The organism is Haloarcula laminariae, from assembly GCF_025457605.1.
GTDB classification, from domain to species: Archaea; Halobacteriota; Halobacteria; order Halobacteriales; family Haloarculaceae; genus Haloarcula; species Haloarcula laminariae.
The window spans coordinates 2174459-2192319 of record NZ_JAMZFY010000001.1; the positions used below are offsets into that span (position 1 = coordinate 2174459).

Here is a 17861-nt window from a genome sequence, read left to right on the forward strand (position 1 = left end):
CTTACCGCTCGTCTACGGACCGAAGCCACCGGCGGACGAGCGGCACGAAGTCGTCGAAGTAGCCGCTCCCCCAGACAGCGACGAGAAGGGCGCCGACGGTGTTGAATACCATGTCCGTGACGATATCCTCGATGCCGTAGACGACCAGCGGCGACCCCACGCCGAGAACGCGCGACAGCTCGGCGATGGTGAACTCAAGCACCTCCCAGGCGACTCCGGCGGCGAGGACGAACACGAGAATGAACACCCCGCGGACGGCCGCCGGGACCTCGACCGCGGCCGAGTGGCGCTCGAACGCCAGGAGGACGGCGTAGCCGATGCCCGCGATGAGCACCGCCGAGACGGTGTGGGTTATCTCGTCGTACCAGGAGACCCACCGGTAGGGACCGAGCGCGCCCACGACGTGGAGGACGACGGCCACGGTGATGAGGAGGACGAGCCCGGCGTCCATCGTATACCCGTATTCGCGCCGCAACAGCGCCGGCAACAGCGTCACGCCGAGAGCCACGCCCGCGTTCGCCGCCATCCCCAGTTGGAACGTCACGACGCCGTACACGGTCAGCCCGCCGAGCAGGACCTGCAACACGCGAACCAGGCGCCGTTCCCCGGCCGCGGACAGCCCGAGCGCGTCAGTTAGCGTCATCTGTGGTAACCGCGGGTCGCTTGGCGGAGCCGACGTGTCCGGTCCGGTCAAAGTACCACTGGAAACACGCCGCCACGGCCACACCGACGCCGGTCACGAGGACGATATCCCACTGCAGCTCCCGCTGGGACCGCAGGAACGTGGTCCCCAGCCACCGGTCCGAAGCGTACTGTGCGACGATCCACCACCCCTGGACGGCGAGCGTCGTCAGCGCGGCAAAGCCCACCGCGAAGCGTCGGCTCATCTCGACCGGGGTCAACGCGTCGAGTTCGACCACCACCAGCAGCGCCAGCGTCGCGACGGCCAGATAGCCCGCCGCTTCCGAGTGGATACCGAACGACTGGACGGCCGCGGCGGCGACACCGAGCGCTACCACCGGCCACGGAACCATCACCGTCCACGCCCGTACCGCCAGGGGCGGCACCACCGCGACGGCGACGACAAGCAGCGTCAACCCGGCCCAGAGCACGTCGCCGGTACGAAGGCTCCCGACAGCGTCGAGCGTCAGCAGGCCTATCAGTACCCACGCCAGAGCCGCGTTCGTTCGTTCGTCGCGTGTGAATGCAGTGAACTGAGCCACGACCCGAACATGTCATACTGGTAACTAAAATATTCGGGCGCCACAGCAGTCGGCTGTCGCGCCGTTCCGCGACAGCGGCCGAAACGACCCTGCTCGGGATCGGTTCACAGCAGGGAGCCGGTGGGGATAGCACGGTCTGGACGGAGTCCTTCCCTGATTGGAATCACCGGAACGAATTGCCGACTCAGGGATTCGCTCGGCGGAAAAGAAGCCGGTGGAGGGATTTGAACCCTCGGCCTAATCCTTACGAAGGATTCGCTCTGCCAGTCTGAGCTACACCGGCGCGTTGGCACACTCGACCAAGCACGCGTTCCGACAGCACGTCCACAGTGTGCCTCTCAGCAATACAGGATAGTGCCGATAACCGCAATAAGGATTGCGAATCGGCGGCGCCCTCAGGCCAGTTGCGTCCCGACGATAGTGACGGGGACGGGCGATTCCAGCAACACCTGCTGGGAGACGCTACCGAAGATGACCTTGCCGGTCGGGGAGCGCTTTCGCGACCCCATGACGATCTGGTCGACATCGTGGTCCTCGGCCATATCGAGGATGCCGTCGGCCGGCGGGAGTCGCCCCGCGGCGAGTGTCACGTCGTAGCCGCGTTCTTCGAGGTAGTCCCGCGCGAGCGTGACGGTCTCGATGTCGGTCAGGTTATCCAAGTCCTCGGGGTCCTCGACATCGTCCGGGGGGAGCGCGTGGGTGACGACGACCTCGATGTTCGCCGCGTCGGTCGGCATATCTTCGACGAAGGCGGCCTGTCCGCGGGCACGATCCGGGTCCGTATCAACGGGGAGGAGTATTCGGTACATGATATCCGAGGGACCGTCAGGTCCCGTTGCGCGGAGGTTCAACTGCTGCCCCCGTAACTTTTGTCACTCCGGCGAACTCACCGCCGTATCCGAGCGTCGATGACGACGTTGTGTTCGCCCGGCGCGTACGACCGCACGGTCCGGCGGGTCTCGATAGACACCTCGTAGGCCGGTTCGGCCGCCGCGCGTATCGCCCGCTCGCCCGGTCCGAACGGGTCCGTGTCGGGCTGGATGTCGTAGTAGTGTATCTTGCAGTCGTCCCCGGCAAGCCCGACTGCGGTCTCCAGAAAGTCGTCGGCGCTGTGTGGGAGGTTCATCACGACGCGGTCGGCCCACCCCTCGTAGTCGGTCGAGACCTGCCGGACGTCGCCGGAGATGGCCCTGACCCGGTCGGCGACGCCGTTTCGCTCCGCGTTCCGGCGGAGGTACTCGATAGCTCGCTCGTTGATGTCCGTCCCGACACAGGTCGCGCCCCGCTTCGCGAACGGGATGACGAAGGGGCCGACGCCGGCGAACATGTCGAAGGCCTGCTCGCCCTCCTCGACCTGTTCGACCACCCGGTGGCGCTCGGTGGCCAGCCGCGGGGAGAAGTACACCTCGGCCAGGTCGAGCTCGAACGCACAGCCGTACTCCCGGTGGAGCACCTCGGTGGTGTCGCCGGCCAGGACCTCCCAGTCGCGGACGCGTTCGGTGCCCTTTATCTTCGAGGCGCGGTTCAGTACCCCCTCGACGGGCAGGTCCGAGGCGACGATGGCGTCGGCTATCCGCCGGGCCCTGTCCGGGTCGTCCTCGTCGATGATGACCAGGTCGCCCAGCCGCTCGTAGCTCGGGTCGAACCCCAGCTCGTCGGCGGGCATCGTCTGTCCCTCCCGGACCGGCGCGTCGAAGGCCACGACCTCGAATGTCTCCGGCACCGCGGCGGCTTCCGTCACTGGGATGTACAGCGTGTCCGCTTCGACGGTGATGTCGTAGCCGTCGTCTATGAGGTCCGCATCGGCGAGGCGCTGTCGGGTCGCCTCGCCCTCGGTGACGGCCACACGAACGCAGGGAACGGCCATACGCTCCCCTCGCCCGCCCCCAGCGGTAAGCCTGACGCTTCGCGTCCTTTATGGCCCGCGCCGACCGACTCGGGGTATGCTCACCTTCGTCGGTCTCGGCCTCTACGACGAGCGCTCTGTCACTATCGATGGGCGCGACGCCATCCGCGAGGCGGACCGCGTCTTCGCGGAGTTCTACACCAGCCGGCTCGTCGGGACGGACCTCGACTCCCTGGAACGGTTCCACGACACGACCATCGAGGTCCGTGACCGCGCCGGCGTCGAGCGTGACCCCGAACCTGTCCTCGACGCCGCCGAGTCGGCCGATGTCGTCTTCCTCACCGCCGGCGACACGATGGTCTCGACGACACACACCGACCTCCGAATCCGCGCCGAGGAGCGTGGCATCGAGACCCGCATCGTCCACGGAACGACCGCACAGACGGCCGCCGGCTCGCTCACCGGCCTCCAGAACTACCGTTTCGGGAAGGCGACGACGCTGCCCTTCGAGAAGGCCCACGGCGGCGACGGCGTCCCCGACAGCGTCGTCGCGACCATCGAGGACAACCGTGAGCGAGACCTCCACACGCTCGTCTACCTCGACATCAAGGTCGACGACCCCCACTGGGCCGAGAGCGACGACACGTACATGACAGCCGACCGGGCCGCCGAGCTGCTCAGTGCCGAGTTCCCCGAGCAACTCGCCGTCGTCGTCGCCCGGGCCGGAAGCCCGGACCCGCTGGTCGTCGCCGACACGCTGGCGAATCTCGCCACCCGTGACTTCGGCGACCCGCTTCACCTGCTCGTGATACCCGGGGACCTACACCCCATCGAAGACGAGGCGCTGTCGGCTATCGCCGACGCCTAGTCGTCGGTCGGGGCCGCGTCGTCCACTGTGTCAGCGCCCGTATCGAACGCTGCCGCTAGGTCGTACTCGTTTCCGGTCACCAGGAAGAGGAAGTCATCGACCAGCACGGTTATCTCCGGGAGCTCCCGCACGAGGAAGTAGGTGATCGCCACCAGAGCGAGGACCGAGCCCGTCTGTGCGAGGATTCTGTCCGCCACGTAGTACGACACCATCTGTGGGTCGTCCAGTCCGAACACCGTCATCACCAAGCCGGGGAGAATCTGCATCCGCTGTTCGCCGAACGAGACCGCGATGAACACGTTCCGCACTAAGTTCAGCACGTAGATGACCGACACCGTCATCGCCAGCGCCCGGAGTTTGCGCCGCCAGGGCGCCGACACGGCCAGGATACCGCCGGCGAAGATAGCGATGCTACCGATGCCCGTACAGGCCAGTATGATAGTGTACGTTATCGGCTGTGTCGTCCCCTCGAACCAGAACGTACTCTCGTAGGGGTAGGGCTTGTCGGCTATCGGAACGCCGTTGTACGAGAGCCCGTCGACGAGGAGCGGGTCGACCCCCAGCAGCGACAGCAGAAACGCCGTCTGGTCGGCGACGGATTCGACGAGAGCCCCGCGCAAGGGAGCAATAGTGAGGAAGGGCACGTACACCAGTCCCATCATCCCCACCGCCCGCGTGAGGGCGAACAGCGAGTCCCGGCCCTGCCACAGCTGGTAGCCCGCCCACACCGACAGCGGGACCGCCGCGAGGCTGCCAACTCCTTCGATGAGGCTCTTCTGCGTTAGTATGAAATGGGGGATGAGGACCAGCCAGAACGCCCCGAAGGCGACCCAGCCGGCCACGGCGACCCGGCGTGCCCACTCCCTGTCGGACCGGCCCACGACGGCACTGCCGAGGAAGGCCGCGAGCACCACCCACATCAGAGGCTCCGACCAGACGAGCGGGTCGAAGGTAACCCCGCCAGCGGTGATGGTCGACTGGAGTACCGGGAGCATCATTGAGATATCTTTGCCAATCCGGCCTAAATGCTTTGTCGTTGTCTGTGAGTACCAAGCCGGAGACAGCGGGCGGGAACGTCCCGCTGGCCGCCGTCGTATAGCTAACCGGCGCTGGACGAGCGCGTGTAACGGGCGCTGTCGCTACCGGACGAGCGTACAAAAAAGTTCGAAAGTCAAGGACGGGGCGGTCCCGTTAGTTGTTGCGTCGGACTGCGAGCAGCGCCGCGGCGACGAGAGCGATGAGAGCGAACGCGGCCGTGAAGCCGGGACCGCTACCGCCGGTTGCGGTTTCGGTCGTTTCGCCGCCATCGTCAGTCGTCTCCTCGGTTGCCGTGTCCGTGTCCATGTCCGGCGTGTCCGTGTCCGGCGTGTCCGTGTCCGGCGTGTCCGTGTCCGGCGAGTCGGTGCCGTCGTCCGGCGTGTCCGTCACCGGCTCACCGGTGAACTCGGTGAGGCGACCGTCGTACTCGTCGCTGGTCGAATCGAGGTTGCCACTGAAGTCAGAGGCAGTTGCCTCAGCGGTGAACTCGGAGCCGGCGCTGTTGTCGCTGAAGTCAGCGACAGCGGTGAAGGTACCGTCAGACTCGACGGTCGCTTCGGGCCGCTTGACGAACGGGTCGCCGCTGGCGTCACTGTCGAGAGTGGCCTCGATAGTGGTGCCAGGTGCGAGGTTCGTGTCACCGGTGACTTCCTGACCGGGGCCGGCCTGGAGAACGATCTCGTCGTCAGCGTTGGTGTCGAGTTCGATCTCCGGGTCCTCTACGGTGTACTCCTGATCGACAGTGGTAGTGTCCTCGTAGAGTTCGGTGTTTTCGTCGTAGACCGTGAAGTTAGCGATGTAGTCGTCACCGTCCGAGTGCAGGTCAGTGCTCGAGTCGTTGTTTTCAGCGTTGACTGCATCAATGAAGTCGTCGCTGCTGAAGGTGACGTAGTGTGCGTCGTTGTCATCGTCGTAGAGAACCTCAATGTTCGACACATTGTTGAGCTCTCCGAAGGTGACATCGTTGTTACCCTGGCTGTTCTTACCCGTTTGGGTCTCGAAGACGAGCGTAGCGGGTAGTTCAGCGCTTTCGTTGGTGGCGACTGAGTTGTTACCGACTATGGATTCGTAATCCGACGCACTGTCAGTGCCGGTGAAGGCACCTTCGAGCCCGGAGGCCTCAACCTGAACCACGACACCGTCGCCCTGTGCGATGGTGCTGGTCTGGGTGAGGTTCCCTGCCTGTGCGTAGCCGGAGACATCTTCCGCGTCCGCGCTCTGCAGGTCGCTCAGCGCGTCTTCGGGGACGGTCCACATCTGAAGGTTGTCGACAGTCCCTTCGCTCAGCGAGAGCGTCCCACGAGCGTCCGCGTCAGAGGACTCGTAGGTATCTTTCGGGGTGTCTGCGGTGACGAACAGGCTGTAGTCACCGGACTCGAGAGCGTCAACGCCGGGAGTCCCGGAGAAGCCGGTCTTGCCGACCTGACTGACGTCAGTGTCGTCGTCACCGGCGCTCAGGGCACCGCTACCGGAGCCAGCCTCGAAGCTGTTGAACTCAACGTAGGCGACGCCGTCTTCGTTCTCGTCCTCAATCTCCGCAGCGACCGCGTAGCCGTCCTCACTCTGGTCGCCGACCTGCACCGTTGCGGTGTCGGTGTTCTCCAGTTCGATGGTCATGTTGACGACGTCACCGACCTGGTCGGAGTAGACGTTGTCACCGAAGCCGGTCGTCTCGTCACCAGTGTCGGTGACTTCGATAGTGTCAGTGTCGGACGCACTGGTATCCGTCACGTTCGTGACGAACGTGTAGGACCCTGCGTCGATGTCCTGGAAGTTAACGGTCTCCTCACCGTCTGCGGTCGGGTTGGTGGCAGTGGCGTCACGGACGATGGTAATCGTCTCGGAGTCAGCGTCCGGGAACTCGTTCTCCCCGTTAGGGGCGATGTCGTTAGGGGCGAGGTCGTAAGGCCCGTTGTTGACGAAGATATCTTTGAGTTCGCCAACGTCTAGGTCATCCTGTGCGGAGACGTTGACCGCGTAGGAGGTTCGGACGTTAGATTCGATTTCGAAGTCGACCTCAGCCTGGTCGCCGTCGTTACCGACGGATTCGTCGTCAAACTGGGCAGAGAGGTCCTGAGTCACGACCTCGAACTGGTCGTCAGCAACCTCGGACCGGTTGCCGTCACCGTCGAGGTCAATCGGGTTGGTCTGAGCGTCGGCCGGAACGATGGTGAAGTCACCTTCACTCAGTCGACCGTCGAGTTCGAACGAGGCGTAGCTCGAACCATTGGTCGTAATCGTCCGTCGGAGGCTGCCGACTTTGTCGTTATCGCCACTGGTGTCGACTGCTCGAATCTGATACTCTTTGTTGTCTTCAACCCCAGCGGTACTACTGTTGAGTTTTATTTCCTGACCACCATAGAAGGTGGAGGCACTAGCGTTACCTGAAACCTCAGCAGCGGCACTCCCGGTCAGCGCGACGGTCCCGGCGAATACCGAGAAGACCATCAGCGCAGCCAGAATCAGGCTGCGGAGTTTGTCTGAATTGCTTGTCATAGTTGTTGGTTGCTATCGGGCGGCGTCAGCCGTTTTCCACGTGGTCGGAACGCGGTCGCCGCGACCGCGCATAGACCGAACCGGTGTACTCACTTCTGGCGCCATGGGTAGGGGTACGGATGTAACCTGAGCCGGATGTTATAAATGCTTTGTGGTCAGTCGCGTGGGATGTCAAATTTTACCATGCCCGAAATCGGGCCCAACAGGGCCTCCTATGTCAGTATAAGGGCTTTGTGGTTATTTCCGGATTGGTGTCATTCGCGTGTCCGACACCGTGGGTTAAAGTACCACGATAAGACGGTGATGTTCTGCTAAGTCCTGCAACGAGGCTTTTTCGCGCACACGCGCGAGAACAGTTGTGACAGCTACGCCGTCAACGTGGACTCGGCGGTCCTCGCCACCTCGTACAGGTTACGCAGTTCCCAACTCCTGTCCGAGACATCTCTCAAAGCTTGAAGTCTGCTACTCCACGGGCCCCTCCGTCGCCGTTCCGTCGAGGGCCCTCACTTGTGCCTCCGCGGGTCACTGCGTTCCCCGCTCCGGTACGAGACTTCTCGCGATGCTCGAAGTCTCGCTACTCCCGAACGATCTCGACTTCGTGTCCGTCGGGGGACTTGGTGAAAGCGTAGCGGTCGTCACAGCTCTCGGGGTCGCGGTAGTCCTCGGCGTTGCGCTGCATGAGCGACTCCCAGGTGTCGTGGAGGTCGTCGGTGCTGACCGCGACGTGGCCCCAGGCGTCGCCCAGCTCGTAGCTGCGGCCGTCGTAGTTGTAGGTCAGTTCGACCGACATCGCCTCGTCAGCGGCGTCGCGGGGCTTGAGGAAGTACAGGGCGAAAGAGGAGTGTTCGGAGCGGCGGAACATCTCGTAGTCGAGTTTCCGGGTGAACCAGCCGATGGCCTTGTCGGCGTCCTCGACGCGCAACATCGTGTGGTCGAGGCTCCACTTCGCGCCGTGGTCGCGCTCGACGATTTCTATCTCGTGGCCGTCGGGGTCCTTCACGAAGGCGTAGGAGCCGCCACAGGAGTCGGGGTCGCGGTAGTCCTCGACGCCGGCGTCCATCAGTTCCTCGTAGGCGTCGTAGACGTCCTCGACCCGGACCGCGATGTGGCCCCACGCGTCCCCGTGCGTGTACGTGCGGTCGTCGTGGTTGCACGTCAGTTCGAGGAGCGCCCCCTCCTCGTGGACGTCCTCGGGCCCGAGGAAGACGTTGGTGAAGGTGTCGGCCTCCCAGCGGCTCTTCTCCTCGTAGTCGAGGTGCTCCTGATACCAGTCGAGGGAGGCTTCGAGGTCTTCGACACGCATCATCGTATGGTCGAGTGTCAGCATGGTCGAACCGTCGTCCCGAACGGCGAAAAGCGTATCGACGGCTCTGTCACGGGCTGCTCTCGCTCGCGCCGAACAGCGGCCAGTAGTACCACCAGACCGCCGCCAGCATCCCGACCGTCCCGACGGGCAGTGCGACGTACCCCAACCGGCGGTTGAAGCCGACGAGGACGCCGACCTGTGAGAGCGCCGCACCGACCAGCGACAGCGCCGTGATCCGGGGGTCCTCCCGCCAGACGACGCCCGAGACGACGCTCGCGAGCGCGACGAGATACAGGAGGACGCCGGTGCGCCACGATTCGATAAACGAGGGCACCCCTTCGGTGAACCTGAAGAAGAAGTCGTATATCGAGACGAACTGGAGCGGGTTCGTGTTCACCAGCCCGGCGGGAAAGACCAGCGTCAGTTCGCTCCCGATGACGAGGACGGTCCACGGGCACAGCCCCAACAGAGCGACGACGCCGAGGCGACGACGGGAGTCAGCGGCCATACCGGACTGGAGGACTCCAACGTAATGAATCATCGTGCGCACACGCGATGTGTCGGTCGACTCGCTATCGGCGGGCGATGATGCGCAGTACGTCCTCGTCGGCCAGTTCGTGGTCCCGGCCGACCTGCTGTTCGTCGTGTTGCGCGCTCGGTCCGGTCACGCGGGCAAAACGGAACCGGTCGTCGAAGCTCCCGCCCAGCTTCTCGCAGGCGTCGTCGACGGTGGCGCCCTCGCGGAGAATCAGCGGCTCCTCACGGTCGACGCCCCGGCCCGGTTTGTCCATGTAGATGCGGATGAGCCCGAGTTCCTCCCAGATTCGCTCGACGAGCCCGTCCAGACCCTTCTCCTTCTCGGCGCTGATGAAGATGGCGTCGTCGGGGTCGATATCCCGCTCTTCGAGTTCGGCCTCCACGGTCGGGACGTAGTCGGGCTCGATGAGGTCGGCCTTGTTGACCGCGACGATAGAGGGGAGATAGACGCGGTTGTCCATCACGCCGTCGACGAGCCGGTCGATGTCGACGGACTCGCCGATGGTGACGTCGGCGTTGACGTAGCCGTGCTCGCGCAGGACCCCCTTGATGGTCTCCTCTTCCAGTTCGAGGTCGGCGGCCTTGTTGATAGAGAGGCCGTCTTTCCCCTTCTTCCGGATGTTGACCCGCGGCGGCTCCTCGTCGAGGCGAATCTTGTTCTGGTACAGCTCCTCGCTCAGGCGGTCGTACTGGTCGATGTCGAAGACGGAGACCATGAAGACGATGAGGTCGGCGGTCCGGACGACCGACAGCACCTCCTGGCCGCCGCCGCGCCCGCCGGCCGCGCCCTCGATGAGCCCGGGCACGTCGAGAATCTGGATGTTCGCGCCCTTGTGTTTGAGCATGCCGGGATAGACGTCCAGGGTCGTGAACTCGTAGGCCCCGGTCTCCGACTCGGCGTTGGTCAGGGCGTTCAACAGCGTCGACTTGCCGACGCTTGGGAACCCGACCAGCGCGACGGTGGCGTCGCCGTGTTTCTCGACGCCGTAGCCCCCGCCCCCGCCCGACCCGGACTGCTGTTCCAGCTTCTCTTTTTTCTCCGCGAGCTTCGATTTCAGCCGACCGATATGCGCCTCTGTCGACTTGTTGTAGGGCGTACTGGCGATTTCGTCTTCGAGTTCCTGAATCTCGTCTTCGAGCCCCATTGTGTGTACGTCGGCCGCGCGCGCCGAATAAGGCTTTCTTCCCTCGCCGACGCCGCCCCTGATAGGACCGGGACTGACAGGGCCACGAGCAAAGATTTCGACACACCTATAGGAAGTCCGCTTCCAGCATCCGATAATGGTGAACGCGGACCGATTCCGTGACAGCACGCAGATTCTGTTACCGTCGGGTGCGCTCAACGGGATTCGGGAGGAGCTCGAATCCCGGTTTACCGTCACCGTCCGCACCGAGGACGAACAGGTCCGTATCATCGGTTCTCCGGTCGAAATCAAGGACGCCGGCGACTTCCTCGCGATGAACGGCGTGACCTTCGCATGACCGGGTCTCTTTCGTCGTCGGGTCGCCCGTGGTGACCACTCCTCGGAAACCGTTCATGAAAAAGGCCGGACTCGCCACGTTCGCGTCCGGGGAAACCGCTCGCCTGAGGCGAGCGTACGCTACTGGGACAGCACCGCATCCCCACTGTGCCAACCGTGTGTCGCCCTCACGCGGCGCCCCCCGAAACGCAATCCTTTAAACCGCCGAGAGGGATTGCTTGGACATGGCTGGAACTATCGAAGTGCTCGTCCCCGGCGGGCAGGCCAACCCTGGCCCGCCCCTCGGTCCCGAGCTGGGTCCGACACCCGTGGACGTGCAGGCAGTCGTGCAGGACATCAACGACCAGACGGAAGCGTTCGATGGGACGGAGGTCCCCGTCACCGTCGACTACGACGACGACGGGAGCTTCAGCATCGAGGTCGGTGTCCCGCCGACGGCCGAGCTCATCAAGGACGAGGCCGGCTTCGACACCGGCAGCGGCGAGCCCCACGAGGAGTTCGTCGCCAACCTCACCGTCGACCAGGTCATGCAGATAGCCGAGCAAAAGCAGTCCGACCTGCTCGCTTACGACCTGAAGAACGCCGCCAAGGAAGTCGTCGGCACCTGCGCCTCGCTGGGCGTCACCATCGAGGGCAACGACCCCCGAGAGTTCAAAGAGCGCATCGACGGCGGCGAGTACGACGACCAGTTCGCGGCGCAGGCGTCTGCCTGAGTCGTTACGTATCTGCCGTCTTCTCCGGTTTCACCGCCCGTGAGCGGCGGCGCCTGTCCTCGCCCGCTCCAGCCGAACGGCGGTTCGACGGGTTTAAGTTTCCGATAGGCTTCTTCTCCGACGAGACAGGCATCCGCCTGTTTCACTGACCCGTAGAAGCCGTTTGGCGTACTACGGAGGTGAACAATGGCAGACCAGGAAATTGAGAACGCAGTCTCTCGCGCACTCGAAGAGGCACCTGAGCGGAACTTCCGCGAAACGGTCGACCTCGCCGTGAACCTGCGCGACTTAGACCTTAACGACCCGTCGAACCGCGTCGACGAGTCCGTCGTTCTTCCCGCTGGCACCGGACAGGAGACCACCATTGTGGTCTTCGCCGAGGGCGAGACAGCCCTCCGTGCCGAGGAAGCCGCAGACGACGTACTCGACGAGGACGAACTCGCAGAGCTTGGCGACGACGATGACGCCGCCAAGGATCTGGCCGATGACACTGACTTCTTCATCGCGGAGAAGGACATGATGCAGGACATCGGTCGCTATCTGGGGACCGTCCTCGGTCCGCGCGGGAAGATGCCGGAACCGCTCGACCCCGACGACGACGTCGTCGAGGTCGTCAACCGAATGAAAAACACCGTGCAGCTCCGCAGCGGCGAGCGTCGGACCTTCCACACCCGCGTGGGCGCCGAGGACATGTCCGCCGAGGACATCTCGGACAACATCGACGTCATCGTCCGCCGCCTGCACGCGGACCTCGAGAAGGGGCCGCTCAACATCGACACCGTCTACGTGAAGACGACGATGGGCCCCGCCGTGGAGGTGGCCTGATATGAGCGCCGAAGGCGAGCGAAAGACCGAGACCATCCCACAGTGGAAGCAGGAAGAGGTCGACGACATCGTCGAGATGATCGAGTCCTACGACTCGGTCGGCGTCGTCAACATCGCCGGGATTCCGTCCCGACAGCTCCAGGACATGCGCCGTGACCTCCACGGCACCGCGGAGCTTCGCGTCTCCCGGAACACGCTGCTGGTCCGCGCCCTCGAAGAGGTCAACGACGGCCTCGAAGGGCTGACCGAGCACATCGCCGGTCAGGTCGGACTCATCGGTACCGACAGCAACCCCTTCTCGCTGTACCAGGAACTGGAATCCTCGAAGACGCCCGCGCCCATCGGTGCCGGCGAAATCGCCCCGAACGACATCGTCGTTCCCGAGGGCGACACCGGCGTCGACCCCGGGCCCTTCGTCGGCGAGCTCCAGTCCATCGGCGCGGACGCTCGCATCCAGGAAGGGTCGATTCAGGTCCTCTCGGACTCGACCGTGCTCGAAGCGGGCGGAGAGGTCTCGCAGGACCTCGCGAACGTCCTCAACGAGCTCGGCATCGAACCCAAGGAGGTCGGACTCGACCTCCGCGGGGTCTTCTCCGACGGCGTGCTCTTCGCCCCCGAAGAGCTGGAACTCGACGTCGAGGAGTACGAGCAGGACATCGCCGCGGCCGCGAGCCGGGCGTTCAACCTCTCGGTCAACGCCGAGTACCCGACCGCGACCACGCTCCCGACGATGCTCCAGTCCGCGACCGGCGACGCCAAGAGCCTCGCGCTCTCGGCCGCCATCGAGGACCCCGAGGTCGTCCCCGACCTCATCAGCAAGGCCGACGCGCAGCTGCGTGCCCTGGCTGGTGCCATCGACGACCCGGACGCGCTGCCCGAGGAACTCCAGGACGTGGAGACCGCGCCGGCAGCAGACGAACAGGCCGACGACCAGACCGAGAACACAGACTCCGAGGACGACGCCGACGACGCCGAGGCCGAGACAGACGAGGCCGAGGACGACGAAGACGACGGCGACGCCGGCGACGCGCTCGGGGAGATGTTCTAACCACACCAACACAGAACAATGGAATACGTTTACGCTGCACTCATCCTGAACGAATCGGGCGAAGAGATCAACGAAGACAACCTCACCGACGTGCTCGAAGCCGCCGGCGTCTCCGTCGAGGAGTCCCGCGTCAAGGCCCTCGTGGCCGCTCTCGAGGACGTCGACATCGAGGAGGCCGTCGAGCAGGCCGCCGCCGCGCCTGTTCCCGCCAGTGGCGGCGCCGCCGCGCCCGCCGAGGGTGGCGACGACGAGGCCGACCACGACGAGCCGTCCGAGGAAGAGGTCGCCGAAGCGGAAGAAGCCGACGACGATGACGACGACGACGAGGCAGACGGCGAAGGCCTCGGCGAGCTCTTCGGTTAAACCGGTCGACTCCGACCCGCAATTTTTTCGACGCCACCGCCCAGCGACAGCGCCGCCCACATCGCACTGTGGCCGTCCTCACTGAGGTTCAAATACCTGCGGGCGTCCACCCCTCGCCATGCTCCCGGTCAGATTCGCGGCCGACCCGGTCGGCGCCGCCGCCCTGCTCGCGGCCATCGGCGGGGGTATCGGACTCGGGACGGTAAGCGGGCTGGTCCCCGGGCTCCACGCCAACACGCTCGCGCTCCTGCTGGCGGCGACGGCCGGGTCGGTGCCCGGCCCGCGGGTGTACGTCGGCGCGGCGATGCTGGCCGCGGGGGTGACCCACACGTTCCTGGACGTGGTGCCGGCGCTGGCCCTCGGTGTGCCAGACCCGGCGATGGCCGCCGGTGCGCTGCCGAGCCACCGGCTGGTCATCGAAGGGCGGGGTCGGGAAGCGCTACGGCTCTCGGCGCTGGGCAGCGGCGGGGCGGTGGCGCTCGCGGTGCCGCTTGCCGTCCCCGTGACGTGGCTGATGGTCCGTGTCTATCCGCTCGTCGCGGCGCACCTTCCGCCGGTGCTCGGCGCTATCGCGGCGCTGCTCGTCCTCTCGGAGCCGGGCTGGGACCGTCGTATCGGCGCGGTGCTCTCGCTGGGCGCGAGCGGCAGCCTCGGACTCGCCGTGCTCGACGCCCCAGTCGCGGGGGCTCTGCCTGTCGCCGACGTGTTGGTCCCGGTGTTTGCCGGCCTGTTCGGTGCGCCGGTGTTACTGGCCGCTATCGAGGGCGAGGGCGTCCCGCCACAGGCCGACGCGAGAGTCACGACGCCGCGGCGCACGGTCGCGGCGCTGGCGACGGTCGGGACGCTTTGTGGGGCGGTCGTCGGCTATCTCCCGGGCGTCTCCAGCGCCGTCGCCGCGACGCTGGCGCTCGGCCTGACCGCACAGCGCGGCCCCAGAGCCTTCGTCGTGACGACCAGCGGCGTCAACACGGCCACGGCGGTGTTCGCGCTGTTCGCGCTGGTGGTCTTTGGCGACCCCCGCACCGGCGTGCTGGTGGCGCTGAACCGCGCCGGCGTCCCGCTGGTACTGCCGTCGCTGCTGGCCGCAGTCGCCGTCTCGGCGGTCGCCGCCGCCGTATTGGTCCCCCGCCTCGGCGACCGCTATCTCCGGACGGTCGGGCGGCTGGACCCGGCCAGGCTCTCTGTCGGCGTCCTCGTCGGCCTGCTGGGGCTGTCGGCCGTCTTCGCCGGGCCGCTCGGCGTCGGCGTCTTCGCTGTCGCGACGCTCGTCGGTCACGTGCCGCCGACGACGGGCTGTCGGCGGGCGACGCTCATGGGGGTGTTGCTGGTCCCGCTGGCGCTATAGGTAGTCGCGCCGGCGGAAGTGCAGGAGCATGACGACGCCCATCAGCGTCATGCCGAGCATCGCTGCCGGATAGCCGAACGTCCAGCCCAGTTCTGGCATGTTGTAGGGACTGTCGGCGAAGTTCATTCCGTAGACCCCGGCCACGAAGGTCAGCGGGATGAAGATGGTCGCGACGACGGTGAGCACTTTCATCACCTCGTTGGTCGACTGCGAGACCGTGTTGAGGTAGATGTCCCGGGCCCCCGAGACGAGGTCGCGGTAGGTCTCGGTCAGGTCGACAATCTGGACCAGGTGGTCGTAGATGTCCCGGTAGTACTTCTCCGTCTGGGGCTGGACCTGTTTCGGGTCGCCCCTGGCCAGCAGGCCGACGGCTTCCCTGGCCGGCCACACCTGCTTGCGGAAGGACAACAGGTCCCGGCGGACGTCGTTTATCTTCTCGATGGTCTCGCTGTCAGTCGACACCGTCACCTCCTCCTCTATCTCCTCGATGTCGGTCTCTATCTCGTCGAGCAGGTCGAAGTACGCGTCGACGATGACGTCGATGGCGCGATAGGCGGTGAAGTCCGGCCCCCGCTGGAGCAGCCGCTCGTCGCCGCGCTCGGCGGCGTCCATCACCCGCTGTATCGGTCCCGGCGGGCCGGTGCCCAGCGTGACCACCCAGTCGCGGCCAATGAAGATGCCGACCGGTCTGGCCGCCACCTCCTTCTCGAAGGTCGTCTCGCCAGGCGTGAGGCTGATGGCTTTCAGCAACACGAAGGTGTACTCCCGGAACTCCTCGGTCTTGGCCCGCACGTCGTCGCGCAGGTCCTCGATAGCGAGCGGGTGGAGGTCGAAGGCCGACTGGACCGCTGCTATCTCCTCGTCGGCCGGGTCCGCGACGTGGACCCAGGTGGTACCGACGGCCCGGCGGGCCTCGGCGAGGTCCTCGTAGGCGACCGCTTCCTCGTCGGCGTAGACCAGCGCCGATATCACGCTGTGGCCTCCGGCGCGTCCGAGCGCCCGACCGCAAACAGCGTCACGCCGACCATCACCGCCGTCAGTGAGAAGGCGCGCCCGGGGAACGGAGCCGCGAGGCCGACGAGATAGCCGGCGACCCCGCCGGCCGAGAGCACCAGTCCGGTGCCCGAGACGGTGTTCATGCGCTCTCAATCAGCGTGGCGGAACAAAAGCGTACTCCCAGCGGGAGTCTGGACCGGGCGCGTCGAGCCTGCGGAGAAGCGACACGTTGATGGGTACAAGCACCGGTAGCTATCGGTATGGACCTGCGCGTCATCGACAAGTCGGATACGGAGCTCTCTATCGAGATTGCGGGTGAAGACCACACGTTCATGAACGTCATCAAGGGGGCGCTGCTGGAGACGGAGGGCGTCACCGCGGCGACCTACGACGTCAATCCCGAGCAGTCCGGTGGGCAGACCGACCCCGTCCTGACCATCAAGACCGAGGAGGCCGTCGACGCCCTCGACGCGCTCGAAGCCGGCACCGACCGCGTCATCGAGAAGGCGGATGACCTCACCGAGGCGTTCGAAGCCGCGGCGTAGTTCTAGCAGACGACGTACGTGACGAAGACGGTGTCGTCCGGGGCGACGTGGACGTCGACGCCGACGGTGTCGCCGCGCTCGAAGGCGTTACCCCGCTCGACGTAGCTGTCGACCAGCGCCGTCGCCAGCTGACTCTCGTTCTCGAACTCGCCCACCGGCTGGCCGGTCCGTTCGGGCGCCACCCGGTAGCTGACCAGCGTCGGTCGGTCACACGGCAGGGCGAACCGGGTGATTGCCTCGCGGTCGGGCCGCTCGCCGTCGCCCGCGACGGCGGCCACGGTCGCTTTGTTGTAGTACGCGGCGGCCTCGTCACTGGTGGCGTTCCGGTCGAGTGCGCCGGCCCCCTCGCTCTCGCGTCGCTCGTTCAGCTCGGCGACGTAGGCGTCTTCGACCCCGGTGAGCGAGAGCCCGCCGACGCTGTCGGCGCTCCCCGGAGCCTCGGGCACCGCCGGTGGGCCGGACGGTCCGCCGACGGTCGGCAGCGAGATGACGCCGACCACTGACAGCAGGAGGACGCCGAGCAGGACGGCGACGGCGGCGTAGCCGGCGACGTACCGCGGTTCGAGAACGTCGCGCCAGCCGGTCCCTATCTCGTCGAGCGGGTCCGTCTCCGGGGGCCCCTCGCGCAACTGGAGGTCCGCCCCGCCACAGCGCTTGCAGGGGGGCGAGTTGCGCTGGTGGGACCGGCCACAGTCCTGACAGACCCAGACGGTCCCGCCGGGGACGACCTCGTGGTTGACCTGGGTCACCGCCTTCTCGAAGCTGCCGTGCCCGCAGTTGTCACAGGGCGGGTCGTTCTCCTCGTGTGGTTTCTCGCACCACTCACACCGCCATTCCATCACCAGACCTAGGTGACCGAGCTACAAAGGCATCGTGGCGTGGGCAGCCACCGCCGGTGTCTCGGACTGTTCGCGTCAGACGTTTGTTGCGAATACGGTGGGCAGAGATGTTCCCGTGTGTTTATTCTCTCACCCGACCTGAGTGACAGTAGATGAACCCCACCGCAACGGCGGCACAACAGTCGGCCAGCGAGACCGTGATCGCTGCGGTCGCGAGCCGGGCCGGCGTCGACCCGCTGGAGCTCGACACCCCGCTGTACGACGCTATCGAGCCCGACGAACTGGACGCCATCGTCGGCGGAGCGGGCCGCTCGACGGTCGAAGTGACGTTTCGTTACTACGGCTACACCGTCACCGTCGACAGCGACCTGACGGTCACGCTCAGCGAGTAG

At 65.6% G+C, this 17861-nt stretch carries 21 protein-coding genes and 1 tRNA gene; 9 read left to right on the forward strand and 13 right to left on the reverse strand.

The window, feature by feature from the left end:
- Window position 1: 1 nt before the first annotated feature.
- The 5 genes from NJQ98_RS11070 to NJQ98_RS11090 form a co-directional block, all read right to left on the reverse strand.
- Window positions 2-643 (reverse strand): DUF2238 domain-containing protein, encoded by a 642-nt coding sequence (locus tag NJQ98_RS11070; protein WP_262178543.1) that lies wholly within the window; start codon window positions 641-643, stop codon window positions 2-4.
- Window positions 630-1223, reverse strand: coding sequence for a hypothetical protein (locus NJQ98_RS11075; protein WP_262178545.1), 594 nt, complete (start codon window positions 1221-1223; stop codon window positions 630-632). Before NJQ98_RS11075 ends, NJQ98_RS11070 begins: the two co-directional genes overlap by 14 nt.
- A 209-nt stretch (window positions 1224-1432) precedes the next feature.
- Window positions 1433-1506: transfer RNA gene (locus NJQ98_RS11080), tRNA-Thr, on the reverse strand.
- 112 nt (window positions 1507-1618) lie between these two features.
- The gene (locus NJQ98_RS11085) at window positions 1619-2032 is read right to left on the reverse strand and encodes a universal stress protein (RefSeq protein WP_262178547.1); all 414 of its coding nucleotides are present in this window, start codon (window positions 2030-2032) and stop codon (window positions 1619-1621) included.
- A 77-nt stretch (window positions 2033-2109) separates the two neighbouring features.
- Entirely contained in the window at window positions 2110-3090 is a 981-nt protein-coding gene (locus tag NJQ98_RS11090) for a class I SAM-dependent methyltransferase (RefSeq protein ID WP_262178549.1), read from the reverse strand.
- Window positions 3091-3166: 76 nt separating this feature from the next.
- Between NJQ98_RS11090 and dph5 the strand changes: the two genes are divergently transcribed.
- On the forward strand, window positions 3167-3937 hold the full coding sequence (gene dph5 / locus NJQ98_RS11095) for a diphthine synthase (RefSeq protein ID WP_262178551.1): 771 nt from the start codon (window positions 3167-3169) through the stop codon (window positions 3935-3937).
- On the opposite strand, the gene artA is transcribed toward dph5, so the two are convergent.
- The 5 genes from artA to NJQ98_RS11120 form a co-directional block, all read right to left on the reverse strand.
- Window positions 3934-4935: an archaeosortase A gene (artA, locus tag NJQ98_RS11100; protein WP_262178553.1), complete on the reverse strand. Its 1002-nt coding sequence runs from the start codon at window positions 4933-4935 to the stop codon at window positions 3934-3936. The two genes, dph5 and artA, sit on opposite strands and share 4 nt — an antisense overlap.
- 193 nt (window positions 4936-5128) lie before the next feature.
- Window positions 5129-7471, reverse strand: a complete 2343-nt coding sequence (locus NJQ98_RS11105) for a DUF7827 domain-containing protein (protein ID WP_262178555.1) — start codon at window positions 7469-7471, stop codon at window positions 5129-5131.
- A gap of 574 nt (window positions 7472-8045) precedes the next feature.
- The gene (locus NJQ98_RS11110; RefSeq protein WP_262178557.1) at window positions 8046-8798 is read right to left on the reverse strand and encodes a VOC family protein; all 753 of its coding nucleotides are present in this window, start codon (window positions 8796-8798) and stop codon (window positions 8046-8048) included.
- Between the two features lie 46 nt (window positions 8799-8844).
- Window positions 8845-9285 (reverse strand): TIGR04206 family protein, encoded by a 441-nt coding sequence (locus NJQ98_RS11115; protein ID WP_262178559.1) that lies wholly within the window; start codon window positions 9283-9285, stop codon window positions 8845-8847.
- 64 nt (window positions 9286-9349) lie between these two features.
- Window positions 9350-10459, reverse strand: a complete 1110-nt coding sequence (locus tag NJQ98_RS11120) for an OBG GTPase family GTP-binding protein (RefSeq protein WP_262178560.1) — start codon at window positions 10457-10459, stop codon at window positions 9350-9352.
- Window positions 10460-10595: 136 nt separating this feature from the next.
- Here NJQ98_RS11120 and NJQ98_RS11125 point away from each other — a divergent pair, with 136 nt between their 5' ends.
- From NJQ98_RS11125 to NJQ98_RS11150, 6 genes are all read left to right on the forward strand, one after another.
- Window positions 10596-10796, forward strand: a complete 201-nt coding sequence (locus NJQ98_RS11125; protein ID WP_262178562.1) for a VNG_1110C family protein — start codon at window positions 10596-10598, stop codon at window positions 10794-10796.
- Window positions 10797-11019: 223 nt separating this feature from the next.
- Window positions 11020-11508 carry a 50S ribosomal protein L11 gene (locus tag NJQ98_RS11130; RefSeq protein WP_262178564.1) on the forward strand — a complete coding sequence of 163 codons (489 nt, stop codon included), beginning with the start codon at window positions 11020-11022 and terminating at the stop codon, window positions 11506-11508.
- A gap of 186 nt (window positions 11509-11694) precedes the next feature.
- On the forward strand, window positions 11695-12333 hold the full coding sequence (locus tag NJQ98_RS11135; protein WP_262178566.1) for a 50S ribosomal protein L1: 639 nt from the start codon (window positions 11695-11697) through the stop codon (window positions 12331-12333).
- 1 nt (window position 12334) lies between these two features.
- Window positions 12335-13381, forward strand: coding sequence for a 50S ribosomal protein L10 (locus NJQ98_RS11140; RefSeq protein ID WP_262178568.1), 1047 nt, complete (start codon window positions 12335-12337; stop codon window positions 13379-13381).
- Between the two features lie 18 nt (window positions 13382-13399).
- Window positions 13400-13744: a 50S ribosomal protein P1 gene (gene rpl12p, locus NJQ98_RS11145; RefSeq protein WP_262178570.1), complete on the forward strand. Its 345-nt coding sequence runs from the start codon at window positions 13400-13402 to the stop codon at window positions 13742-13744.
- A 118-nt stretch (window positions 13745-13862) separates the two neighbouring features.
- Window positions 13863-15089: a tripartite tricarboxylate transporter permease gene (locus tag NJQ98_RS11150; RefSeq protein ID WP_262178572.1), complete on the forward strand. Its 1227-nt coding sequence runs from the start codon at window positions 13863-13865 to the stop codon at window positions 15087-15089.
- Here the strand turns inward: NJQ98_RS11150 and corA are convergent.
- Both corA and NJQ98_RS11160 read right to left on the reverse strand, forming a co-directional pair.
- Window positions 15084-16061, reverse strand: a complete 978-nt coding sequence (gene corA, locus NJQ98_RS11155; protein WP_262178574.1) for a magnesium/cobalt transporter CorA — start codon at window positions 16059-16061, stop codon at window positions 15084-15086. The genes NJQ98_RS11150 and corA overlap by 6 nt on opposite strands.
- A complete protein-coding gene (locus tag NJQ98_RS11160) occupies window positions 16058-16228 on the reverse strand; it encodes a hypothetical protein (RefSeq protein ID WP_262178575.1) in 171 nt (56 codons plus the stop codon). Before NJQ98_RS11160 ends, corA begins: the two co-directional genes overlap by 4 nt.
- Before the next feature lie 117 nt (window positions 16229-16345).
- On the opposite strand from NJQ98_RS11160, the gene NJQ98_RS11165 reads away from it, so the two are divergent.
- Window positions 16346-16630 (forward strand): DNA-directed RNA polymerase subunit L, encoded by a 285-nt coding sequence (locus NJQ98_RS11165; RefSeq protein ID WP_262178577.1) that lies wholly within the window; start codon window positions 16346-16348, stop codon window positions 16628-16630.
- A gap of 2 nt (window positions 16631-16632) precedes the next feature.
- Here the strand turns inward: NJQ98_RS11165 and NJQ98_RS11170 are convergent, their stop codons facing one another.
- Complete coding sequence (locus NJQ98_RS11170) at window positions 16633-17469, reverse strand: hypothetical protein (RefSeq protein ID WP_262178578.1); 837 nt, start codon at window positions 17467-17469, stop codon at window positions 16633-16635.
- A 152-nt stretch (window positions 17470-17621) separates the two neighbouring features.
- Between NJQ98_RS11170 and NJQ98_RS11175 the strand changes: the two genes are divergently transcribed.
- Window positions 17622-17861 carry a HalOD1 output domain-containing protein gene (locus NJQ98_RS11175; RefSeq protein WP_262178580.1) on the forward strand — a complete coding sequence of 80 codons (240 nt, stop codon included), beginning with the start codon at window positions 17622-17624 and terminating at the stop codon, window positions 17859-17861.